We start from the raw sequence: 18,897 nt of genomic DNA on the forward strand, positions 1-18,897 counted from the left end.
GACCGGCGGCAGAATCCGTTCCGCTCGATGTCATACTTGCCCGCGGCCAGGGGGAGGGTGGCGAAAATGGGTAGGCATCAGGCGGGAAGCCGCTCGGTGGGGGCGATCCTGCGCGTCGTCGGGCTCGTGCTCGCCGTGGGCCTCGTCGCGGGCGCCGGCTGGTACGCCCTGCACCGCGAGAACGGCTCCCAGGACGGCGCGAGCTGCGCGACCACCCTGCGGGTCATCACCGCCTCCTCGTTCACCACCGTCGTCTCGGCCGCCGGGCGCGAGCTGCGCACCGGCCCGGACTGCGTGCTGCTGGACGTCACCACCGCCGACGGGCGCCCCGCGGCCGGGCAGCTCAGCCAGCTCAGCGCCGACGTGTGGATCCCCGACGACGCCGCCTGGGCCACCATCGCCCCGCCCGGGCTGCTGGTCGCCACCGACAAGGACAACCCGGCCAAGCGGGACACCGGAGCCGGCGAGACCCTCGCGACCAGCCCGATCTACATGGTCACCGACGGCCCGACCGCGAACAAGATCAAGGCCGGCGAGGGCGGCGGCTGGCTGTCCCTGGCCGGGCTGCTGGACAACAAGAACTCCGGCGTGCGGCTCGTCGTGCGCGACCCCTCGCTGTCCGGCGACGGCCTGGTCGCGGCCGGGGCCGTGGGCGAGGCGGTCTGGCTCAAGCAGGGCATGGACGCCTCCTCACTGGCGCTGAACAGCACGCTCGCGGCGACCCGCACCGTCAACCACGACCTGGCCGCGACGCCGGACGTGGCCGGCGAGGTGGGGCTCGTGCCGGAGTACGCGCTGCTGCCGATCATGAACCTCGCGCAGAACCGGACCTATCTCGCCGGGGCGGACAATACGGCGCTCATGCGGTACACCTGGCTGCCCTCGGCTTCTGCGGCTCGGGACCCCGAGCGCGTGGCGGCGCTGCAGAAGCTGCTCGCCGCCTTCAAGTCGGCCGCCGTGCGCGACGCGATGAACGTGGCCGGCCTGCGCGCCCCCGGCGGCCCGCGGCCGAAGTTCGAGGGCGGCGACACGCTGCCGGAGCCCACCGCGAAGCCGTTCGACGTGCTGCAGGCCCACCACGTCCAGCACGTCTTCGCCACCTGGGACCCCGAGGACCGGCGCAGCAACCTGCTCATCGCGGTGGACATCGCGGGCGCGACCACGGGCTCGGGCGGCTCGACGCCGAGCGGCGGCCCGGCCGGCAAGCAACCGCCGATCGAGGTCCTCAAGGCCGGCTGCCGCGTCGTGGGCGACCTGATGCCGGTCGGCTCCCGGCTCGGCCTGTGGGAGATCAGCCCCGGCCAGCCCGGCGGGTACCGCAAGCTGCTGCCCACCGACCGCCTCGACGACACCTCCCGGGCCGCCTTCACCCGCTCGGTCAGCACCCTGACCACGCACAAGGCGGGCGCGGGCCTGCTGGACACGATCGTCGCGGGGTACCAGTCGGTGCGCGACGACTGGCACGACGACATGTTCAACCAGGTCTTCATCCTGACCGACGACGCCAACAAGGACAGCGCGAACGCCCAGGCCGTGGCCACGATGGTGCAGAAGCTCAAGGACCTGCAGGACGAGGAGCGCCCGGTCACGATCAGCATCGTCGTGCTGGGCAAGAAGGACGCCGCCGACCGGCTCAAGGCGGCCCTGGCCACGCTCGGCGCCGGCACGTACGTCGACAACGCCCAGAGCGCCGAGGACGTCCAGGCCGCCTTCATCCACGTCGTGGCGGGCGGCCTGCACGAGTAGCTGTTTTTCCTAAAGCTCGAGCGGCGCCGTGAAGGAGAACGCCGCGTCGAGGTGCGCGGCGAGCGCCGGCCCGCCCCACCGGGCAAGGTTCGCGTGGAACGCGACCAGGTCCCGGTGCACCCCGCGGAGCAGCGAGGCCAGGTGCGCCGGCTCCAGCTCGATGCGCGGCCCGGCGAACGGCGGCTTGTTGTCCGGCGACCCGATGTCCTCCCACACCGTGATCGTCCGCTCCTCGAACGACAGTTGCGGGGTCGGATCGTGCCCGAGCCAGGGCGACCGGCGCTCCCGCACGTCCGTGACCCACTCCCGCCAGTCCTCGAGCCCGCAGCAGCACCCCGGCACCACCTCGGTCACACCGTCGGTGAGGATCAGCCCGCCGCAGACGATCAGATGCTCGGCGGCCACCAGTTCCCCGGGAGCCGACTTGTTGTAGTCGGCCACGATCGCCACGAACTGCCCGATCTCCTCGTCGCCGCAGCTCCCGTCGAGCGTGAGCCAGGACTCGCGCGTCTCGACGACCGCCCGCAGCGTCACGCTCACGAGCCGATTCTGCGTCCCGGCGGGCGCTGTTGTCACGTGCCCGGCCCTCGTACCGTTGACGTGTGGAGCAGGCGCCGTACTTCTTCATCAGCTACGCCACCGACGGCGGCGGCCTCGACGACGACCTGGTCCGGCGGTTCTTCGCCGACCTGAGCGAGGAGGTCCGGGTCCGCACGGGGCTGTCGAGCCGGGCCGGCGTGGGCTTCCTCGACGCCGATACGCTGCGGGTCGGCGCGACCTGGACGACGGAGCTCTTCACCGCCCTGTCGACGTCCCGGACGTTTCTGGCCCTGGTGTCCCCGCGCTATGTGCACTCCGAGTGGTGCGGCCGCGAGTGGTCGCTCTTCGCCGAGCGCACCGCCCGCCATCAGCCGGAGACCCCTGCCCCCGGTGCCGCGTTGATCCCGGTGCTCTGGACCCCGCCGAGGGACTTGCCGCCGGTCGTCGCCGAGCGCCAGCTCTTCACGGACGAGTTCAGCGAGTCGTACCGGCGCGGCGGCATGCGGCAGCTGATGCGCCTGCAGCGGAACCGGGACGAGTACGTGGCGTTCGTGAGCGCACTCGCCGAGCACATCATCGAGGTGGCCACGGCCGACCCGGTTCCGGCGGCCGCCGTGCGGGACTGGGAGACGGTCCGCAGCGCCTTCGTGCCCGGCACGCGGGTGTCGACGCCGCGCGATGCGCAGGCGGTCGTCGAGGCCGTGTTCGCGGCGGCCGGCCGGTCGCCGGACTCGGCCTGGATCTGCCGGGGGCCGCGGACGACCGCGCGCGACCTGCGCGGGCTGCGTGAGCGTATGCCACCCGACCGGCCCTGCTACCTGGTCTACGAGGGCGACCTCACCCCGGACGCGGAGCACCAGCTCGACCTGCTGCGGGTGGGCGGCCGGCCGGTGGTGACCGTGCCGGTACGGGCGCTGCGCGCGGCGCTCGCCGACGGGCGGGAGGCGACCTACCTCAACGAGCTGGAGCGCACCTACGGCAGCCGGGACAACCTGTTCGACACCAAGAACGCCCTCACCGACGAGCGGTTCCTGTTCGGCCGGGACGCCCTGCTCAACACGATCGGCAGCGCGCTCAAGCGGGACGAGCACGTCCTGGTGACCGGGCTGCGGAAGGTCGGCAAGACGAGCCTGCTCAACGTGCTGCGCCAGCACCTCGTCGACCAGCCGGTCTGCACCGTCGACCTGCAACGCTTCGACCGCCACCACGACGACTGGCCGGTCGAGCTCTTCCACCTGATGCTCAAGTCGTTCGACCGCTGGGGCGCGGCCGAGCGGGGGCACTGGCCGTTCACCCCGGCCCGGCCCGGCACGGTGACCGAGCTGGAGGCCGAGCTCGAGCGCCGGATCGAGCACCTGGGCACGCCGGTACGGATGACCGTGATCCTGGACGAGCTGGAGCGGGTGTTCCCGGGGCCGGGCGAGACGCACGCGGCCCGCCAGTGGATCCGGGCCGCGGGCGCGCTGCGGGTGCTCGCCCAGGGCGACCGCCGGCACGTCGCCCTCGTCGGCGCCGACCTGCGGCCGGTGGTGACCCGGGAGAACCTGCTCGGCCCGGCCGGCACCAACCCCTGGTTCAGCTTCCTGCAGGAGCGGCCGCTGCCGCTGCTGGACCGGACCGCCCTCGACGACATGGTCCACTCGCTCGCCGGCGAGATGGGCGTGGACAGCGTCGACGGGGCGTTCACCGACGAGCTCTTCCAGCTCTCCGGCGGGCACCCGTCGCTCGCCCGGACGCTCGCGGGCGAGGCCTACCGGCGGCGCGCCGTCGCCACCCGCCTGTCCGGCCGGGACCTGCGCCTGGCGCTCGACCGGCTGGACGACAACGACGAGGTCGGGTACTTCCTGCGCAACAACCTCTGGCAGCTGACGACCGGCGCGGAACAGCGGGTCCTGCTGGCGCTGGCCAGGGTGACGGCGGGGGCGCCGCCGGGTCGTGCCGCGGAGCGGGGCGCCGCCGAGGCGGCCCTGCACGCCCAGGGCATGCTCGACGGCGACCGCATCCGGATCGGGCTGCTGGACCGCTGGCTCCGCGACGGTGCGGCATGAACCCGCTGCTGTCGCCGGACCTGTTCGTCGGGCGGGACGACCAGCTCGGCCAGGTCGGCTCCCTGCTGCGGCAGGGCCGCTCGACCCTGCTGATCGGCGGCCGCCGGGCCGGCAAGACCACCCTCGTGCGGCACCTGTCCGCCGACGGCGTGCAGCGCAACCTGATCCGCACCGACGCCGCCGGCTGGGACCTCACCACCGAGGCCACCGCCCTCGGGGCCCTGCGCGGCGCCCTGGAGCACCGGCCGGAGACCGCGCACGGGCGGGCCAGCCGCAACGAGGTGCTCGACGGGCTGGCCGGGATCCGCCCGGTGGCCCTGGTCATCGACGAGGCCGACCGGCTGCTGCAGACCGGATGGGGCCCGGGCTTCTACTCGTTCCTACGCTGGCTCGACGACACCCACCTGCGCACCGACATCTCGCTGCTGCTGGTCGGCGGGCCGGCGCTGGTCCTGTTCCGCGACCCCGACGACCGGGGCTCCCCGCCGCTGAACACCGCCGAGGTGCGCTACCTCGACCCGCTGCGCGGCGAGGCGGTGGAGTACCTGAGCGACCTCGCCGCCGAGCCGGCCCACGAGCGCGTCCTCGACCTGGCCGGCGGCCACGCCTGGCTCACCACCCGCCTGCTCGCCGAGGTCTGGGAGGGCCAGTCCCTGGACGACGCGGCCGACATCGTCTTCGACCGCGCGCTGTCCACGTTCCGCTCGTGGCGCCAGCAGCTCGGGCCCGACGGCATGTCCATGCTCGACGGCTTCCCGGCCGAGGGGCTCTCGCGGGCGGCCGCCAAGTCGCCCCCGTGGTCGCGGCACCGGCAGGCGGCCCGGCTGGCCCGGTGCGTCGGCGCGCTGCGCCTCGACGGCGAGCGCCTGCTGCCGGGCCCGCGGATGTTCTTCGACTGGCTGGCCCACCACAGCGCGGCGGACGTGGTGTGGGACATCGCGATCTCGTACGCGTCGGAGGACGAGGCCCTCGCCCGCCAGCTGCACGCCCAGCTCCGCACGAGCTTCAGCGTGTTCTTCGCGCCGGAGACCGGCGGGCAGCTGTGGGGCACCGACCTCGAGCACGTCCTGCCCAACACGTACGGCGCGCAGAGCCGGTACGTGCTCGTGCTGTCGACGCCCGCGTACGTCGCGAAGTACTGGACGCGGCTGGAGTACGACTCGGTCGCCCAACGCCATCCGGACCGGATCCTGCTGCTGGACATGGGGCAGCTGCCCGCCGACCTGCCCGCCGGGCTCGTGCGCCGGGGGTCGAGCCCGGCCGAGCTGGTCGGGCTCGTGGACGCGCTGCGGGCCAAGCTCGCTCAGTGATCGCGGGGCTGGACCTCGGTCACGGTGATCTCCTTGAGCCACTCGCCGTCGGGGCGCTCGTGCTGCCGCATGTGCTCGGCCTGGACGGCGCCGATCGGGCCCTTCTCCGGGAAGCGGGTGGCGTCGTACGTGACGATCGTGGCCGGGCCCGAGTCCAGCCACGACGACGGGTCGAGGCCGTACGCGTCCATGGCCGCGAACACGCCGCCGCCGCTGGAGTCGACCAGGGGGTACTCGTCCTCGAACGGCAGCGGGTCGCCGATCGCCATGCCCGCGGTCATGCTCGCGTGCTGCACGAAGACGTGCCGCAGGAGCTCGCCGGCGCGGGCGACGGTCAGCCAGTACGAGCCGGAGACCGTCTCCGCGCCCGCCCCGACGACCGTGCCGAGGGCCCGCGACGCGGCGACGATCAGGTCGGGGTCGCTGGAGAGGATCATCGAGGTGTCGAGCAGGTACCCCTTGCCGCTGCCGCCGCCGAGCAGCATCTCGAACTCGCCGGGGTCGATGTCGGCGTCCTCGACGCGCTCGACGCGCTCGCCGATCTCGAACTCGCCGGTGTGCCGCAGCAACTCCTCCAGCAGCGCGTCGGGGTCGGCGGTGGCGACGACGTACCCACAGTGCAAGCCCATGCGCAGCACCCTAGTGCGCGGGCCGCCGCTGCGCCGTCCCGTGCCACTGCCGCCAGAGCCGGGCGTACGGGCCGTCGCGGGCGATCAGCTCGTCGTGCGGGCCGAGCTCGATGATCCGCCCGGCGTCCATGACCGCGATCCGGTCCGCGTCGTGGGCGGTCTGCAGGCGGTGGGCGATGGCGATGACCGTACGGTTGTGCAGCACCGCCGCCAGCGCCCGTTCCGCCGCGCGCGCCGCCCGCGGGTCGAGCAGGGCGGTCGCCTCGTCGAGGATCACCGTGTGCGGGTCGGCGAGCAGCACCCGGGCGAGCGCGAGCTGCTGGGCCTGGGCGCCGGTCGGCGGGTGCGCGCCGAGGTCGGCGCCGAGGTCCAGGGCCCAGTCGGCGCCGACCGTGCGCAGCGCCGCGGCCAGCCGCTCGTCGGGGGCGGGCACGATCAGGTTGTCCCGGACCGTCTCCCGGAACACGTGGTGCTCCTGCGTCACCAGCACGACCTGCCGGCGCAGCACGTCCGGCGGCAGCCCGGCCACGGCGGCCCCGCCGACGGTGACCGTGCCGGTGCGCGGCCGGTCGACGCCCGCGAGGAGCCGGCCCAGGGTGGACTTGCCGGCGCCGGAGAGCCCGACGACGGCCAGCCGCTCGCCGGGCTGGACGGTGAGGTCGACCTCGTGCAGGACGTCCGGGCCGCCGGGGTACGCGTAGCTGACCCCGCGCACCTCGATGCGATCCCCGTCGGGGCGGGCGGTGGGGTCGGCGGGCACAGGCGGTACAACCGCGAGCCCTTCGACCCGGGCGAAGGAGGCACTGCTGCTCTGCAGCTGCTCGAGCCAGATCAGGATGGCGTCCATCGGCCCGATCAGCTGCCGCAGGTAGAGCGTGGCCGCCACGACGGTCCCGAGCGAGGCGCGATCGCCGAGGTAGAGCAGCCCGCCGAGGAGCAGCACGAGCACGACGGGAACGTTGTAGGACCCCTCGGCCGCCGGGAAGTAGACCGACCGCAGCCGCAGCGTCGCCAGGCGGCTGCGCCGGGTGCGTCCGATCGCGGCCCGTCCCGCCGCGAGCCGGGATTCCTGCAGACGAAAGGCTTCGACGGTACGGGCACCCGCGGCCGTCGCCGCCAGTTCCTCGGCGAGCTGCGAGTTGGCCGCGCCCTCCTCGAGGTACGCGGTGCGGGCCCGGCGCAGGTACCAGCGCCCGGTGACCGCGATGCCGGACAGCCCGAGCAGCCCGGCCACCCCGAGCAGCGGGTCGAGCACCAGCACGGCCGCGACCAGGAACAGCGCCTGCGACCCGGCCAGGAACACGGCCGGCAGCACGTCGCGCAGCGTCCCGGCGACCGCGTCGACGTCGGTCGTCCCGCGCGCGGCCAGGTCCCCGGCCGGCACCCGCTCGACGACGGAGGCGGGCAGGTCGAGCGCCCGCCGCAGGAACGTGACGCGGATCCGGGCGGCGGTGCGCTCGCCGAAGCGGTACCCGAGCAGCAGCGCCGACCGCGCGAGCAGCGTCTGCGCCAGGGCACACCCGACGACGCCGGCGGCGAGCAGGTCGATCCGCGCGGCGGCCCGCGGCCCGGCGACCGCGTCGATCATCCAGCCGAGCAGGTACGGCGCCCCGAGCGCGGCCACGGCGGCCAGCACGTTGAGCAGCAGCAGCCCGGACGCGGCCCACTTGTCGGCCGCGATCAGCCGCCCGGCGGCCCTGGCCACCTGGCGCCCGTCCGCGATCGGCAGCGCGGTCACGCCGTCTCCTGGAAGGTGCGGCTGACCAGGTCGCGGTACCCCGGCTCGCGCTCCAGCAGCTCGCGGTGCGTCCCGGTGGCGGCGACCCGGCCGTCGACGAGCCAGTGCACGAGGTCGGCGCGATCGAGCAGTACCGGCGAGGTGGTCGAAATCAGCGTCCCCCGCCCGGCCCGCGCGGTGGCGAGGCGCTCGGCGATGGCCGCCTCGGTGTGCGCGTCGACGGCGGACGTCGGATCGGCCGCGAGCAGCATCTCCGGGTCGGCGGCGAGCGCCCGGGCGAGCCGCACCCGCTGCCGCTGCCCGCCGGACAGGTTGCGCCCGTCGCGCTCGACGGGGTGCTCGAGCCCGCCGATGTCGGTGGCGACGGCGGCGCCGATGGCGCTCTGGACGGCCTCGCCGCCGGCGCTTCCCGCGACCACCTCCCGCAATGTCCCGGCGAACAGGTCCGCGTCGTGATCGGCCACCAGAATCCGCGCTCGTACCGCCCGCTTGCCGACGGAGTCGATCCGGTACGGGCCCCAGGTGGCGCCGGTCGGCCCGTACCGCCCGAGCCGATCGATGACCGCGGCCGCGTCCCAGGGCCGGGCCGACACCAGCATGGTGAGCTGCCCGGGCTCGGCGACCACCCCGGACTCGGGGTCGCGCAGCGCCGCCGGCCCGATCGGCGCGGCGCCGTCTCCGGCCTCCTCGACGGGCAGCCTGAGAAACGCGATGATCCGCCGCGCGGCGATGACCCCGCGGCTGACGTCGGCGGCGCTGAAGATGAGCATCCAGGTGGGTACGACGAGGATGGCGACGTACCCGTAGACCGCGACCAGCTCCCCGACCGTCAGGTCGCCGCGCACGGCGAGCCGAGCCGCGAGCCAGGTCACGGCCCCGAGAAAGATCGCCGGCAGCCCGTCCCCGAGCGCGCTGATCCAGCTGAGCGGGCCGCCGAGCCGATAGCCCTCGACCTTGACGCTTTCCGACTGTTCGGTGTACCGCCTGAGCTGCTGCTCCTTCCCGCCGAGCCCATTGAGCACCTTGAGCCCCCCGAGCACGTCGACGAGCCGCGCCGCGAGCCGGCCCTGTTGTTCGCGATACTCGCCACCGGCACTGTTGAGCCGCTGGAGCAACGGTCCGAGCACGACCCCGAGGACCAGGACGCCGGCCGCCACGACCAGCGTGATCATCACGGAGACCTGACTCAGCAGGGTCAGGACCACGGCGTAGGCGACGACGGCCCCGACCCCTGGCCCGGTGACCGTGAGCGCGCGGGCGACCAGCCAGACGTCCCCGATGCCGATGGTGACGACCTCACCGGCGGTGACGCTGCGCGGAAGGGCTGCGCCGAGTTCCACGCCGTGTTCCATCACCGCGTCAGCCGTTCGCAGAGCCCCGTCCAGGCGGATCTTCGTCATGGTCCGGTGCCGGAGGATGCCCAGCACGGCGTTGGTCAGGCCGACGACGAGGATCGCGGCGGACCAGGCGATGAGGGGGCCGGCCTGTTTCGGGCGCAGGCCCCGGTCAATCGCCTGCGAGATCAGGTACGGCGTGACGGCCAGGCTGATCATCCAGAGCGAGCTCCAGAGGGCGCCGAGCGCGATGCGCCACCGCTGCTGCCAGGCCAGCCATCCCAGATACCGTCCGGGCCCCCGTGTCCGCACCCGCTCATCATCGCCGATGCGTCACCCGGTTTTCACAGGCCTTCCACCTGCCGGACCCCCGCCTCCGCACCCGGCCGCACCGGATCAGGCAGCGTGCCGGGATCGATGAGCCTGTTATACCGGGAAACGGACTCGACGAGCTCGGGCTCATGCCTGGTGAGGCGCTCGAACAATTCCTCCAGCCCGCTCAGGAAGGCGTCGCCGCCACGGAGCTCACGCTCACCCCGAACGTGGTCCCGCACGGCCAGCCAGGTCGCGATCATGCGGAAGCGGAAGTTTTCCAGCAAGCCCTGATCGACACCACCGTGCCGGATCATGTACGTCAAGTCGTGGTAATAGAGGCAGATCTCGTAGGCCTCGGTCCGGAGCGGCTCGGGCAGGCGGCTGAACCCGAGATCACTCGGGTACGTTCCGATCTCGTTCCGGAGATTGATCTCGCGATTGATGAAGCCATTGCTTCGCAGTTGCAGGAAGTGTTCGAGAATGACGGGAAGTTGATTTGACGCCTTCATCAATGTGGCCTGGTACCGCTGCGACAGGGTGGATATCGCGAAGGCGGCGAGCGAAAGCGCAAGGGCGGCCACGTTGATCACGGCCGATGGAACGTCCATACCTCGAAGATGCAGCACGGGATCGCGGAATGCACCGGCCGATGGGCCGGACGGCGCTCGGCGACGTCGGCGGCTTCGCCCCCGGGAACCGGCGCGGTTCAGGAGGGGGTGGTCGGGGAGTCGAGCCAGGCGTTGATCAGGCCCGTGAAGTCGCGGCCCGTCTGCTTGCTCACGAAGGCGACGAAGTCCGCGCGGTTGCGGGCCGTGCCCGTGTTCGAGGCCGCCCACGCCCGCCCCAAGGCGAAGAACCGCTCGTCCCCCAGCGCCTTGTGCAGCTGGCGCAGCATCAGGGCCGGGCACACGTACACGTTGTTCTCGGCAAAACTGTCCGCCCGTGGGCTGCCCGGCGGGCCCAGCCGCTTGCGCAGGTCCGCGTCCGACGCCCGGGCCGACTGCTCCCAGCGGGTCAGGGCCGCCGCGTCGCCGTCGGTTCGGTAGAGCTGCTCGACGTAGCTCGCCCAGCCCTCGTTCAGCCAGACGTCCTGCCAGGTCGCGGGGCCCACCGCGTCGCCGAACCACTGGTGGGCCAGTTCGTGGGTCAGGACGGCGGTGGCGCTCGCGGCGTCCTGGACGGTGTCGGCGCCGACGGTCATCATCTGCTGGGTCTCCATGGCCGACCGCGACGGTACGAGCACCACGCCCGTCGACGCGAACGGGTACGGGCCGAAGCGGGCTTCCAGCCACTGGACGTACACGGGAAGCCTTCGAAGGGCGTCCAGGCGCACCTCGCCGTCCGACGGGCGCGTCCACAGCGTGATCGGCAGGTTGTGCGGGCCGGTCAGGGTGGTCTTCGTGTACTGGCCGACGGCCAGGGTGGTCAGGTAGGAGGCGACCGGAACCGCCGACGTGTACCGGTAGGTGCCGTCCGCGGCAGGGCCGGGGGTGCCGCTCGCGATCGCGGACCAGCCCGGCGGGACGGTCACCGCGATGTCGTAGAGGGCCTTGTCGGAGGGCTGGTCGTTGGCCGGGTACCAGGTGCTCGCGCCGTAGGGCTCCTGCATGGTCCACAGGCTGCCGTCGGCGGTCACCGTCAGGCCGAGGGGCTCGACGTCGCCGCGGTGGGAGGGCATCGGGACGGTGGCCGGGGTTCCGCTGTACCCGACCACGAGCGTCGTCACCGCCCCCGCGCCGACGGCCTTGTCGACCACCAGATCGCCGTCGGTGATGTGCGCCGGGGCGGGGGTGCCGTCGACGGTCGTGGAGCTCAGCGAGTACGCCGGGGAGAAGTCGAGGCGCAGGGAGGACACCGCGCTGACGGCCCGGATGCGGATGGTCGCCGTGCCGGTGAGCGTGCGGGGCTGGGGTGCCCAGCTCAGGGCCAGGTCGTAGTGCAGGACGTCGAGGGCCGGGTTGCCGTACGCCGGGTAGAGCGGGTCCGCCACGGGCGCCGACGTGCCGTCGCGGTTGGAGCGGTCCTCCATGACGACGGACGGCGCTGCGGTCTTGTCAGGCGTGCACCCGGCCAGGAGCAGCACGGTGACCGTCGTTGCCAGGGCGCGTCGCACCGGAACCAGGTTAACCGCAGTCCAGCGCGGTCCGGAGGGTCGCCAGGTTGGTGCGCATGACGGTGAAGTAGGTCGCGCCGTCCTCGACGCCCTCGATCGGGTCGAGCACCGCGGCCTTGGCGCCGATCTCGCGGGCCACGGTCTCCGACAGCTTCGGGCTGACCAGCGACTCGAAGAAGATCGTGGTCACGCCGCGCTCCTTGGCCAGCCGGGCCACGTCGCGCACCCGCTGCGGGCCGGGCTCCTCGTCCGGGTTCAGGCCGGTCACCGGCACCTGCGTCAGCCCATAGCGCGCGGCGAGATAGCCGAACGCCTCATGACTCGTCACGACGTCATGCCTCACACAGCTTTTCAGGCCTTGGGTGTACTCCCTGTCGAGCGCCACCAGCCGCTCCCCCAGCCCCGCCGCCCGCCGGCGGAACTCGCTCGCGTGCGCCGGATCGGCCTGCGCCAGGCGGGTGGCGACCCGGTCGGCGATCGCCGCCAGCCGCAGCGGGTCGAGCCAGACGTGCGGGTCGGCGTCCTGCAGCGAGGCGACGGTGCCCACGTCGAGCGACTTGCCCTTGCTCTGCAGGTCGGCGCCCTCGTCGACGGCGGGCTGGAAGCCGCGCAGGTACAGCACGAGGTCCGCGTCCTCCAGTGCCGCCAGCTGGCTCGGCTGCAGCTCCAGGTCGTGCGGCTCGGCCCCGGCCCGGGTGAGGTTCTCGACCCCGACGTGCTCGCCGCCGATCTCCTGGGCGACGAACTGCAGCGGGTAGAACCCGGCCACGACGTGCACGCGCCCGTCCTCGGCCGGCGGCTCGAACGCGCACCCGGCCAGGCTCCCGGCCGCGGACAGCAGGGCCGCCGCCAGGATCGCCGCCGCCCGCACTCGCATGCGGCAAGTCTCCCCGGTGATGACAACCATTGTCAAAAACGCATGAGAGACTCGGGTCATGCTGACCGACGCCGCCGCCATCGCGTTCGTACCGTCCACCGACCTCGATCGGTCCCGCGCCTTCTACGGTTCCGTGCTGGGCCTGAGGCTCACCGAGCAGACCCCGTTCGCGTGCGTGTTCCAGGCGGGCCCGACCATGCTGCGCGTGACGAAGGTCGAGCAGCTCTCGGCGCAGCCGTTCACCGTGCTCGGCTGGTCGGTCCCGGACCTGCGGGCCACGCTGGCCGGGCTGGTGGCGGCGGGCGTGGCGGTCACCCGGTACGACGGCATGCCCCAGGACGACCAGGGCGTCTGGGCCACGCCGGGCGGGGACCTGATCGCCTGGTTCCCCGACCCGGACGGCAACAACCTGTCGCTGACCCAGTTCGCCTGACTACAGCAGTTCGCGCAGCGCCTCGATGAGCAGCCAGACGCCGAAGACCACGAAGAGGACCGAGGCGCCGTAGCGGATCGCCCGCTCGGGCAGGTGCCGGCCCAGCTGCCGCCCGACGACGATGGCGAGGGCGTCCGCGGCCACCATGCCGACGGTCGAGCCGATCCAGGTGCCGAGCCAGCCGTGCTGCGTGGCCAGGGTGATGGTGGCGAGCATGGTCTTGTCGCCGAGCTCGGCGAGGAAGAACGACACCCCGACCGCGATGATCGCCGAGCGCGTGGTGCGTTCGGCCTTGCCCTTCTCCTCCTCGGTGAGCCTGTCGCCGCGCAGCGTCCAGGCCCCGAACGCGAAGAACGCGAGCGCCGCCACGAGCGAGATCCAGCCGGTGGGGAGGGCGGCCCCGAGCCCGTACCCGACGGCGACCGACACGAGATGCACGACCGCGGTCGCGATGGTGATCCCGATGAGCACCGGCACCATCCGGAACCGCGTGGCGAACGTCAGCGCCATCAGCTGGGACTTGTCGCCCAGTTCGGCCACGAAGATGACGCCGAAGCTGATGGCCAGGGCGGCGAGGAACGCGCTCAAGGTAGAACCCTTCCCGGATCAGACCGGGAGGCGAGGAGTGGACGACCCCGACCCGGCCGTCCAGCTCGAAATGCACAGCTGACAGCGAGTCGAAAGTCTCGTCCGCTTCCAAAGGAAGCCGCCGCGGCCGGGAAGCGCAAGCGCCGCCAGTATGTCGACCGGGCAGTTGAGGACTACTCCCCTTCGTTCACCCGCCAGCCTACCCGATCCCGGCTGTCCGGCACGACGTGATCAACAGCACGCCGTACCGGAGCAGCCTGGAAAAACCGGGTTCTAGCGCTTCGCGGGCTTGGTGATGCGGTCGGTGCCGACCTTGTCGCGCAGCACCTCGGGGATCAGGACCGAGCCGTCCGGCTGCTGGAACTGCTCCAGGATCGCGGGCAGCAGCCGGCTCGTGGCCAGGGCCGAGCCGTTCAGCGTGTGCACGAAGCGGTTGTTCTTCGAGCCCGGCACCCGGTAGCGGATGCCGGCGCGGCGGGCCTGGTAGTCGCCGGCCCAGGAGACCGACGAGATCTCCTTGTACTTGTCCATGCTCGGCATCCAGACCTCGATGTCGAGGGTCTTGCGCATCGAGGCGCTCGCGTCGCCGGCCGCCAGCAGGGAGCGGCGGAAGTGCAGGCCCAGGTCGCTGACCATGCCCTCGGCGTAGTCGACCATCTCCTCCAGGGTCTTCTCGCCGTCCTCGGGGGCGGTGAACTGGAAGATCTCGACCTTGTTGAACTGGTTGCCGCGCACGGTGCCGCGCTCGTCGGAGTGGGAGCCGGCGCGCTCGTCGCGGTAGCAGGGGGTGTAGGCGTACACCCGGTGCGGGAGGGCGTCGGTATCGAAGATCTCGTTCTGGAAGGCGCCCAGGATCGCCGTCTCCGAGGTGGGCAGCAGGAACTTGCCGCGCTCGCCCTCGCCGACGGCGATGTGGAAGACCTCGTCGTAGAACTTCGGGAACTGGCCCGCGGCGTAGCCGGCCGAGTCGAGCAGCAGGTGCGGCGGGAGCATGAACTGGTAGCCGGCCGCGAAGTGCCGGTCGATGAACCAGTTGATCAGGGCCCACTCGAGGCGGGCGCCCCAGCCGGTGTAGATCCAGGAGCCGGAGCCGCCGAGCTTGGTGCCGCGCTCGAAGTCGACCAGGCCGAGCTCGGTGGACAGCTGCACGTGGTCGCGCAGGTTGTCGATCTTCGGTACCTCGCCGAAGACCTTGATCACCTGGTTGCCCTCCTTGCCGCCGGCGACCACGTCGTCGGCGGGGAGGTTGGGCAGGACGCTCATCGCGGTGTCGAGGTCGCGCTGGGTCTGCGCCAGGCGCTCCTCGAGCTCCTGCAGCGCCGCCTTGGCGTCGCGGGTGGTCTCGATGGTCTGGCCGGCCGCCTTGGCCGCGGCGAAGGCGCGCGCCTCCTCCTTGCGCCGGGCCCGCTCGGCGTCGATCTCGCCGATCAGCTCGCGGCGCTGCTTGTCCAGCTCGGCGATCGCACTCAGCGAGCGGGACACCTCGGACGGATCGAGCCTCTTGGACAGCCCGGCCTCGACCGAGGCCCGGTCCTTGCGAATCAACTCGATGTCGAGCATGCCGCCGCGCACCTTCCAGCAGTGAACAATAGGGATGCTCAGGATGCTACCGGGCGGCCCGCAGCCATTTTCTCCACCGCGCCCATCAGCAACGCAATCCCGAAGTCGTAGTACCGGTCCAGGTCGGGCAGGCTTTGGTAGGTGTCGGCCAGCCGGACCATCTGCGGGTAGCGCTCGGCCGAGAGGCTCTGCAGCTGGATCCGCTGCGTGCGCAGCCAGTCGCCGACCTGGTCCGGGGGCACGAACATCGGGCAGCCGGGCTGGGCCTGCACCAGGCCGATGGCCGAGTGCAGCAGGTAGGAGGCGACCCAGTACCCCTCCTCCAGGCTGAATCCCGCCTGCTCCAGCAGCGCCAGGGAGTCGTTCGTGGCGCGCGTGAAGCTTTCCACGTCCTTCTTGTCCACGGCGTGCAGCAGGTCGGGCAGGCAGGGGTGGGCGCGCATGGCCCGGACGAGCGCCTCGATCATCGCGCGCAGCTGCACCGGCCAGGGGTCCGCCGTCTCGCGGTCGGCCCGCACCTCGCTCAGCACGTGGTCGACGAGCCCCAGCAGCAGCTCGTCCTTGTTCTTGAAGTGCCAGTACAGCGCCATCGGGGTGACGCCCAGCTCGGTGGCCAGGCGCCGGATGGTGATCGCGTCCAGGCCCTCGCTGTCGCCGATGAGCAGGGCCCGGTCGGCGACGGCGGTGCGGGAAAGGGAGGTCTTCGGCGGCACTTGACAACTGTACAACGTATGGGTTCTCCTCTACAACGTACATGTACGACGTACAGGTACACCGTATAGGGGGAGCTTTCATCATGAGAAATCGCTGGCTGGCCCTGGTCGCCGTGGCCCTGGGCACCTTCATGACGTACCTCGACAACAACGTCGTCAACGTGGCGCTGCCGTCCATCCAGAGCGACCTGCACCTGAGCATCTCGGGCCTGGAGTGGATCGCGAGCGCGTACATCCTGGTCTTCGCCGGCCTGCTGCTGGTCGGCGGCCGCGTCGCCGACGTGTTCGGCATGCGGCCGATGTTCTTCGCCGGGCTCGGCATCTTCACCGCCGCCTCCATCGCCGCGGGCCTGGCCGGCAGCCAGGAGATGCTGATCGGGGCCCGGGCGGTGCAGGGCGTCGGCGCGGCGCTGCTGACCCCGACCGCGCTCGCGCTGCTCACCGAGCTGTTCCCGGACCCGAAGGAGCGGGGCGCGGCGATCGGCATCTGGGGCGGCGTCGGCGCCCTGGCCCTGGCCATCGGGCCGCTGACCGGCGGGTACCTGAGCCAGCACGCGTCCTGGGGCTGGATCTTCCTGATCAACGCCCCGATCGGCCTGGCCACCGCGATCCTGGCCGCGCTGTCGATCCCCGCCTCCACCAGGAAGGCCACCAACCGCAGCCTCGACCTGCCCGGGCTGGCCACCAGCGCCCTGGCCCTGTTCGCGCTCACGTACGGCCTCATCGAGGGCGAGTCGCGCGGCTGGACCTCCGGCGTCATCCTCGCCTCGTTCGCCCTGGCCGCGTTCGCCGCGATCGGCTTCGTGGTCATCGAGCGGCGTACCGAGCACCCGATGGTCGACCTGAACTTCTTCCGGCTGCGGGTGTTCAGCGGCGGCCTGGCCACCATGGGCCTGTGGGCGTTCGGCGTCTTCGGGATCTACTTCTTCACCGCGATCTTCCTGCAGAACGTGCTCGGCTTCTCCCCGACCGAGGCGGGCTCGGCCTTCATCCCGATGGCGCTGCTCATGGCCGTCATGGCCACCCTCGCGCCGCGGCTGGAGGCCCGCTTCGGCGCCGGTCGGACCGTCGCGGCCGGGATGGCGCTGATGGCGGCCGGCGTCGGCGGCCTGGCGACGGTCGGCGAGGGTTCGGGGTACACCGATCTCCTGCCCTGGTTCCTGGTCTTCGGCCTCGGCGGCGGCCTGCTGGTGCCCCTGAACAACGTGGTCCTGAGCGCGCTGCCGCAGGCCCGGGCCGGGATCGCCTCGGGCATGCTCAACGTCTCCCGCGAGGTGTTCGGCCTGCTCGGCATCACGATCCTGGGCGCGATCCTGTCCAACCGGGAGAACGCGGCGACCGGTGCGCCGCTGCACCGCTTCCTCGACGGGTACCAGTTCGCGCTCGTCATCGCCGCCGCGCTCGTCGCCGCCGGGGTGCCGATCGCCCTGGTCGCGCTGCGCCGGCTCAGGACTCCGGAGACGACGGCAACGACCGAGACGCCGGAACTGCAGCCGGCGTAGCGGCGGCCGGCGGTTCGCAGACCGCGCAGTGCGAGAAATTGGGAACGTCGGCCGGCTTGCGATTGCTGATCGTGACCGCGGCCAGCAGGCCCGCCACGACGCAGAGCACGGCGCAGATGAGCACGGCCCGGTGGAAGCCGGCCGACAGCAGATCGGGCGAGGCGTACGCCGCGCTGGTGATCCCCGCTGCGGCCGGCAGCACCGCGACGGCGACCAGGCCGGCGGCGCGGGCCACGTCGTTGTTCACCGCGGAGGCCATCCCGGCGTGGGTCTCCGGCGCGGCCGACAGCGCGGTCGAGGTCAGCGGGGCCACCGTGATGGCAAGACCCAGGCCCAGCACCAGTACCGCGGGCAGGACCTCGGTCAGATAGGCCCCGCCGGCGTCGATGCGGGTGTACAGCGCCATCCCCACCCCGGCGACGATCGGGCCGGCGCTCATCTGCAGCCGCGGCCCGATCCGCGCCGCCAGCGCGCCGGAGCGGGAGGACAGCAGCAGCATCACGATCGTCACCGGCAGCAGCGAGACGCCGGCCTCCAGGGGCGAGTACCCGGCCACCTGCTGCAGCTGGATCGGCAGGAGGAACAGGGCCCCGCCGAGTGCGCCGTACACGATGAAGGTCACGACGTTGGTCGCCGAGAACTGGGCCGAGCGGAACAGCTCCAGGGGCAGCATCGGGTGGGCCAGGCGGGTCTGGCGCCAGAGGAACCCGGCGATGAACAGGGCCCCGGTGAGCAGGGCGGCCAGCACCTGCCAGCTCCCCCAGCCCAGGGCCTGGCCCTCGATCAGGCCGTAGGTGACGCCGATCAGCCCGACGGTGACGAGCCCGCCGGAGAACAGGTCGACGTGGCCGCTGGCCTGCTCGTCGCGCGACTCCGGGACGTGCCGCCAGGTGAGGAACACGACGGCCGCCGCGATCGGCACGTTGATGGCGAAGATCAGCCGCCACGAGTCCGCGCCGAGGCCGACCAGCCAGCCGCCGAGGAACGGCCCGATCGCCGTCGCCACGCCGCCGAGGCCGGACCAGGCGCCGATCGCCTTGCTGCGGTCCTCGGCCCGGAACGACGCCTGCAGGATCGCGAGGCTGCCCGGCGTGAGCAGCGCCGCGCCGATGCCCTGCAGGGCCCGGGCGGCGACCAGCAGCCAGCCGCTCGGCGCCACGCCGCACAGCACCGAGGCGGCGGCGAACCACACCACGCCGACGGTGAAGACGCGCCGCCGGCCGTACCGGTCGCCCAGGGCCCCGGCCAGCAGGAGCAGGCCGGCCAGCGTCAGCGTGTACGCGGTGACGACCCACTGCAGCACCTGCAGGCCGGTGCCGAACGAGCGCCCGATCGCCGGCAGCGCGATGTTGACGACCGTCGCGTCGATCGCCGCGATGCCGGAGCCGAGGATCGTGGCAGTGAGCACCCACCGTCCGGCGGGGCTGGAGTACGCGAGGCCGCTCATGGTT

At 72.4% G+C, this 18,897-nt stretch carries 16 protein-coding genes; 5 read left to right on the forward strand and 11 right to left on the reverse strand.

Annotation, left to right across the window (positions count from 1 at the left end):
• Positions 1-66 precede the first annotated feature (66 nt).
• Positions 67-1,746: a substrate-binding domain-containing protein gene (locus ACQPZ4_RS34850; protein WP_433045306.1), complete on the forward strand. Its 1,680-nt coding sequence runs from the start codon at positions 67-69 to the stop codon at positions 1,744-1,746.
• A 9-nt stretch (positions 1,747-1,755) separates the two neighbouring features.
• Here the strand turns inward: ACQPZ4_RS34850 and ACQPZ4_RS34855 are convergent, their stop codons facing one another.
• Positions 1,756-2,286 carry a hypothetical protein gene (locus ACQPZ4_RS34855; protein WP_433045309.1) on the reverse strand — a complete coding sequence of 177 codons (531 nt, stop codon included), beginning with the start codon at positions 2,284-2,286 and terminating at the stop codon, positions 1,756-1,758.
• Between the two features lie 62 nt (positions 2,287-2,348).
• Between ACQPZ4_RS34855 and ACQPZ4_RS34860 the strand changes: the two genes are divergently transcribed.
• Positions 2,349-4,334, forward strand: a complete 1,986-nt coding sequence (locus ACQPZ4_RS34860) for a TIR-like protein FxsC (protein WP_433045312.1) — start codon at positions 2,349-2,351, stop codon at positions 4,332-4,334.
• Positions 4,331-5,644 carry an AAA family ATPase gene (locus tag ACQPZ4_RS34865; protein WP_433045315.1) on the forward strand — a complete coding sequence of 438 codons (1,314 nt, stop codon included), beginning with the start codon at positions 4,331-4,333 and terminating at the stop codon, positions 5,642-5,644. Before ACQPZ4_RS34860 ends, ACQPZ4_RS34865 begins: the two co-directional genes overlap by 4 nt.
• Here ACQPZ4_RS34865 and ACQPZ4_RS34870 read toward each other — a convergent pair.
• From ACQPZ4_RS34870 to ACQPZ4_RS34895, 6 genes are all read right to left on the reverse strand, one after another.
• On the reverse strand, positions 5,638-6,273 hold the full coding sequence (locus ACQPZ4_RS34870) for a hypothetical protein (RefSeq protein ID WP_433045318.1): 636 nt from the start codon (positions 6,271-6,273) through the stop codon (positions 5,638-5,640). The genes ACQPZ4_RS34865 and ACQPZ4_RS34870 overlap by 7 nt on opposite strands.
• A 10-nt stretch (positions 6,274-6,283) precedes the next feature.
• Positions 6,284-8,011: an ABC transporter ATP-binding protein gene (locus ACQPZ4_RS34875; protein ID WP_433045321.1), complete on the reverse strand. Its 1,728-nt coding sequence runs from the start codon at positions 8,009-8,011 to the stop codon at positions 6,284-6,286.
• The gene (locus ACQPZ4_RS34880) at positions 8,008-9,597 is read right to left on the reverse strand and encodes an ABC transporter transmembrane domain-containing protein (RefSeq protein ID WP_433066780.1); all 1,590 of its coding nucleotides are present in this window, start codon (positions 9,595-9,597) and stop codon (positions 8,008-8,010) included. Before ACQPZ4_RS34880 ends, ACQPZ4_RS34875 begins: the two co-directional genes overlap by 4 nt.
• Before the next feature lie 92 nt (positions 9,598-9,689).
• Complete coding sequence (locus ACQPZ4_RS34885; protein WP_433045324.1) at positions 9,690-10,268, reverse strand: hypothetical protein; 579 nt, start codon at positions 10,266-10,268, stop codon at positions 9,690-9,692.
• A 98-nt stretch (positions 10,269-10,366) separates the two neighbouring features.
• Positions 10,367-11,773, reverse strand: coding sequence for a M1 family metallopeptidase (locus ACQPZ4_RS34890; RefSeq protein WP_433045327.1), 1,407 nt, complete (start codon positions 11,771-11,773; stop codon positions 10,367-10,369).
• A gap of 10 nt (positions 11,774-11,783) precedes the next feature.
• Positions 11,784-12,650 (reverse strand): metal ABC transporter substrate-binding protein, encoded by an 867-nt coding sequence (locus ACQPZ4_RS34895; RefSeq protein WP_433045330.1) that lies wholly within the window; start codon positions 12,648-12,650, stop codon positions 11,784-11,786.
• A 58-nt stretch (positions 12,651-12,708) separates the two neighbouring features.
• Here ACQPZ4_RS34895 and ACQPZ4_RS34900 point away from each other — a divergent pair, with 58 nt between their 5' ends.
• Positions 12,709-13,083, forward strand: coding sequence for a VOC family protein (locus ACQPZ4_RS34900; RefSeq protein WP_433045333.1), 375 nt, complete (start codon positions 12,709-12,711; stop codon positions 13,081-13,083).
• Here ACQPZ4_RS34900 and ACQPZ4_RS34905 read toward each other — a convergent pair whose 3' ends face one another.
• The 3 genes from ACQPZ4_RS34905 to ACQPZ4_RS34915 all read right to left on the reverse strand — a co-directional run bounded on the left by ACQPZ4_RS34905 (position 13,084) and on the right by ACQPZ4_RS34915 (position 15,944).
• Entirely contained in the window at positions 13,084-13,671 is a 588-nt protein-coding gene (locus ACQPZ4_RS34905) for a TMEM165/GDT1 family protein (protein WP_433045336.1), read from the reverse strand.
• 273 nt (positions 13,672-13,944) lie between these two features.
• Positions 13,945-15,231 carry a serine--tRNA ligase gene (serS, locus tag ACQPZ4_RS34910; protein ID WP_433045339.1) on the reverse strand — a complete coding sequence of 429 codons (1,287 nt, stop codon included), beginning with the start codon at positions 15,229-15,231 and terminating at the stop codon, positions 13,945-13,947.
• A 38-nt stretch (positions 15,232-15,269) separates the two neighbouring features.
• Entirely contained in the window at positions 15,270-15,944 is a 675-nt protein-coding gene (locus tag ACQPZ4_RS34915) for a TetR/AcrR family transcriptional regulator (RefSeq protein ID WP_433045342.1), read from the reverse strand.
• An 83-nt stretch (positions 15,945-16,027) separates the two neighbouring features.
• On the opposite strand from ACQPZ4_RS34915, the gene ACQPZ4_RS34920 reads away from it, so the two are divergent.
• On the forward strand, positions 16,028-17,446 hold the full coding sequence (locus ACQPZ4_RS34920) for a DHA2 family efflux MFS transporter permease subunit (RefSeq protein WP_433045345.1): 1,419 nt from the start codon (positions 16,028-16,030) through the stop codon (positions 17,444-17,446).
• Here ACQPZ4_RS34920 and ACQPZ4_RS34925 read toward each other — a convergent pair.
• Positions 17,391-18,893 (reverse strand): DHA2 family efflux MFS transporter permease subunit, encoded by a 1,503-nt coding sequence (locus ACQPZ4_RS34925; RefSeq protein ID WP_433045348.1) that lies wholly within the window; start codon positions 18,891-18,893, stop codon positions 17,391-17,393. The genes ACQPZ4_RS34920 and ACQPZ4_RS34925 overlap by 56 nt on opposite strands.
• Positions 18,894-18,897: the final 4 nt, after the last annotated feature.

The organism is Dactylosporangium sp. CS-033363, from assembly GCF_050942475.1.
Classification (GTDB): domain Bacteria; phylum Actinomycetota; class Actinomycetes; order Mycobacteriales; family Micromonosporaceae; genus Dactylosporangium.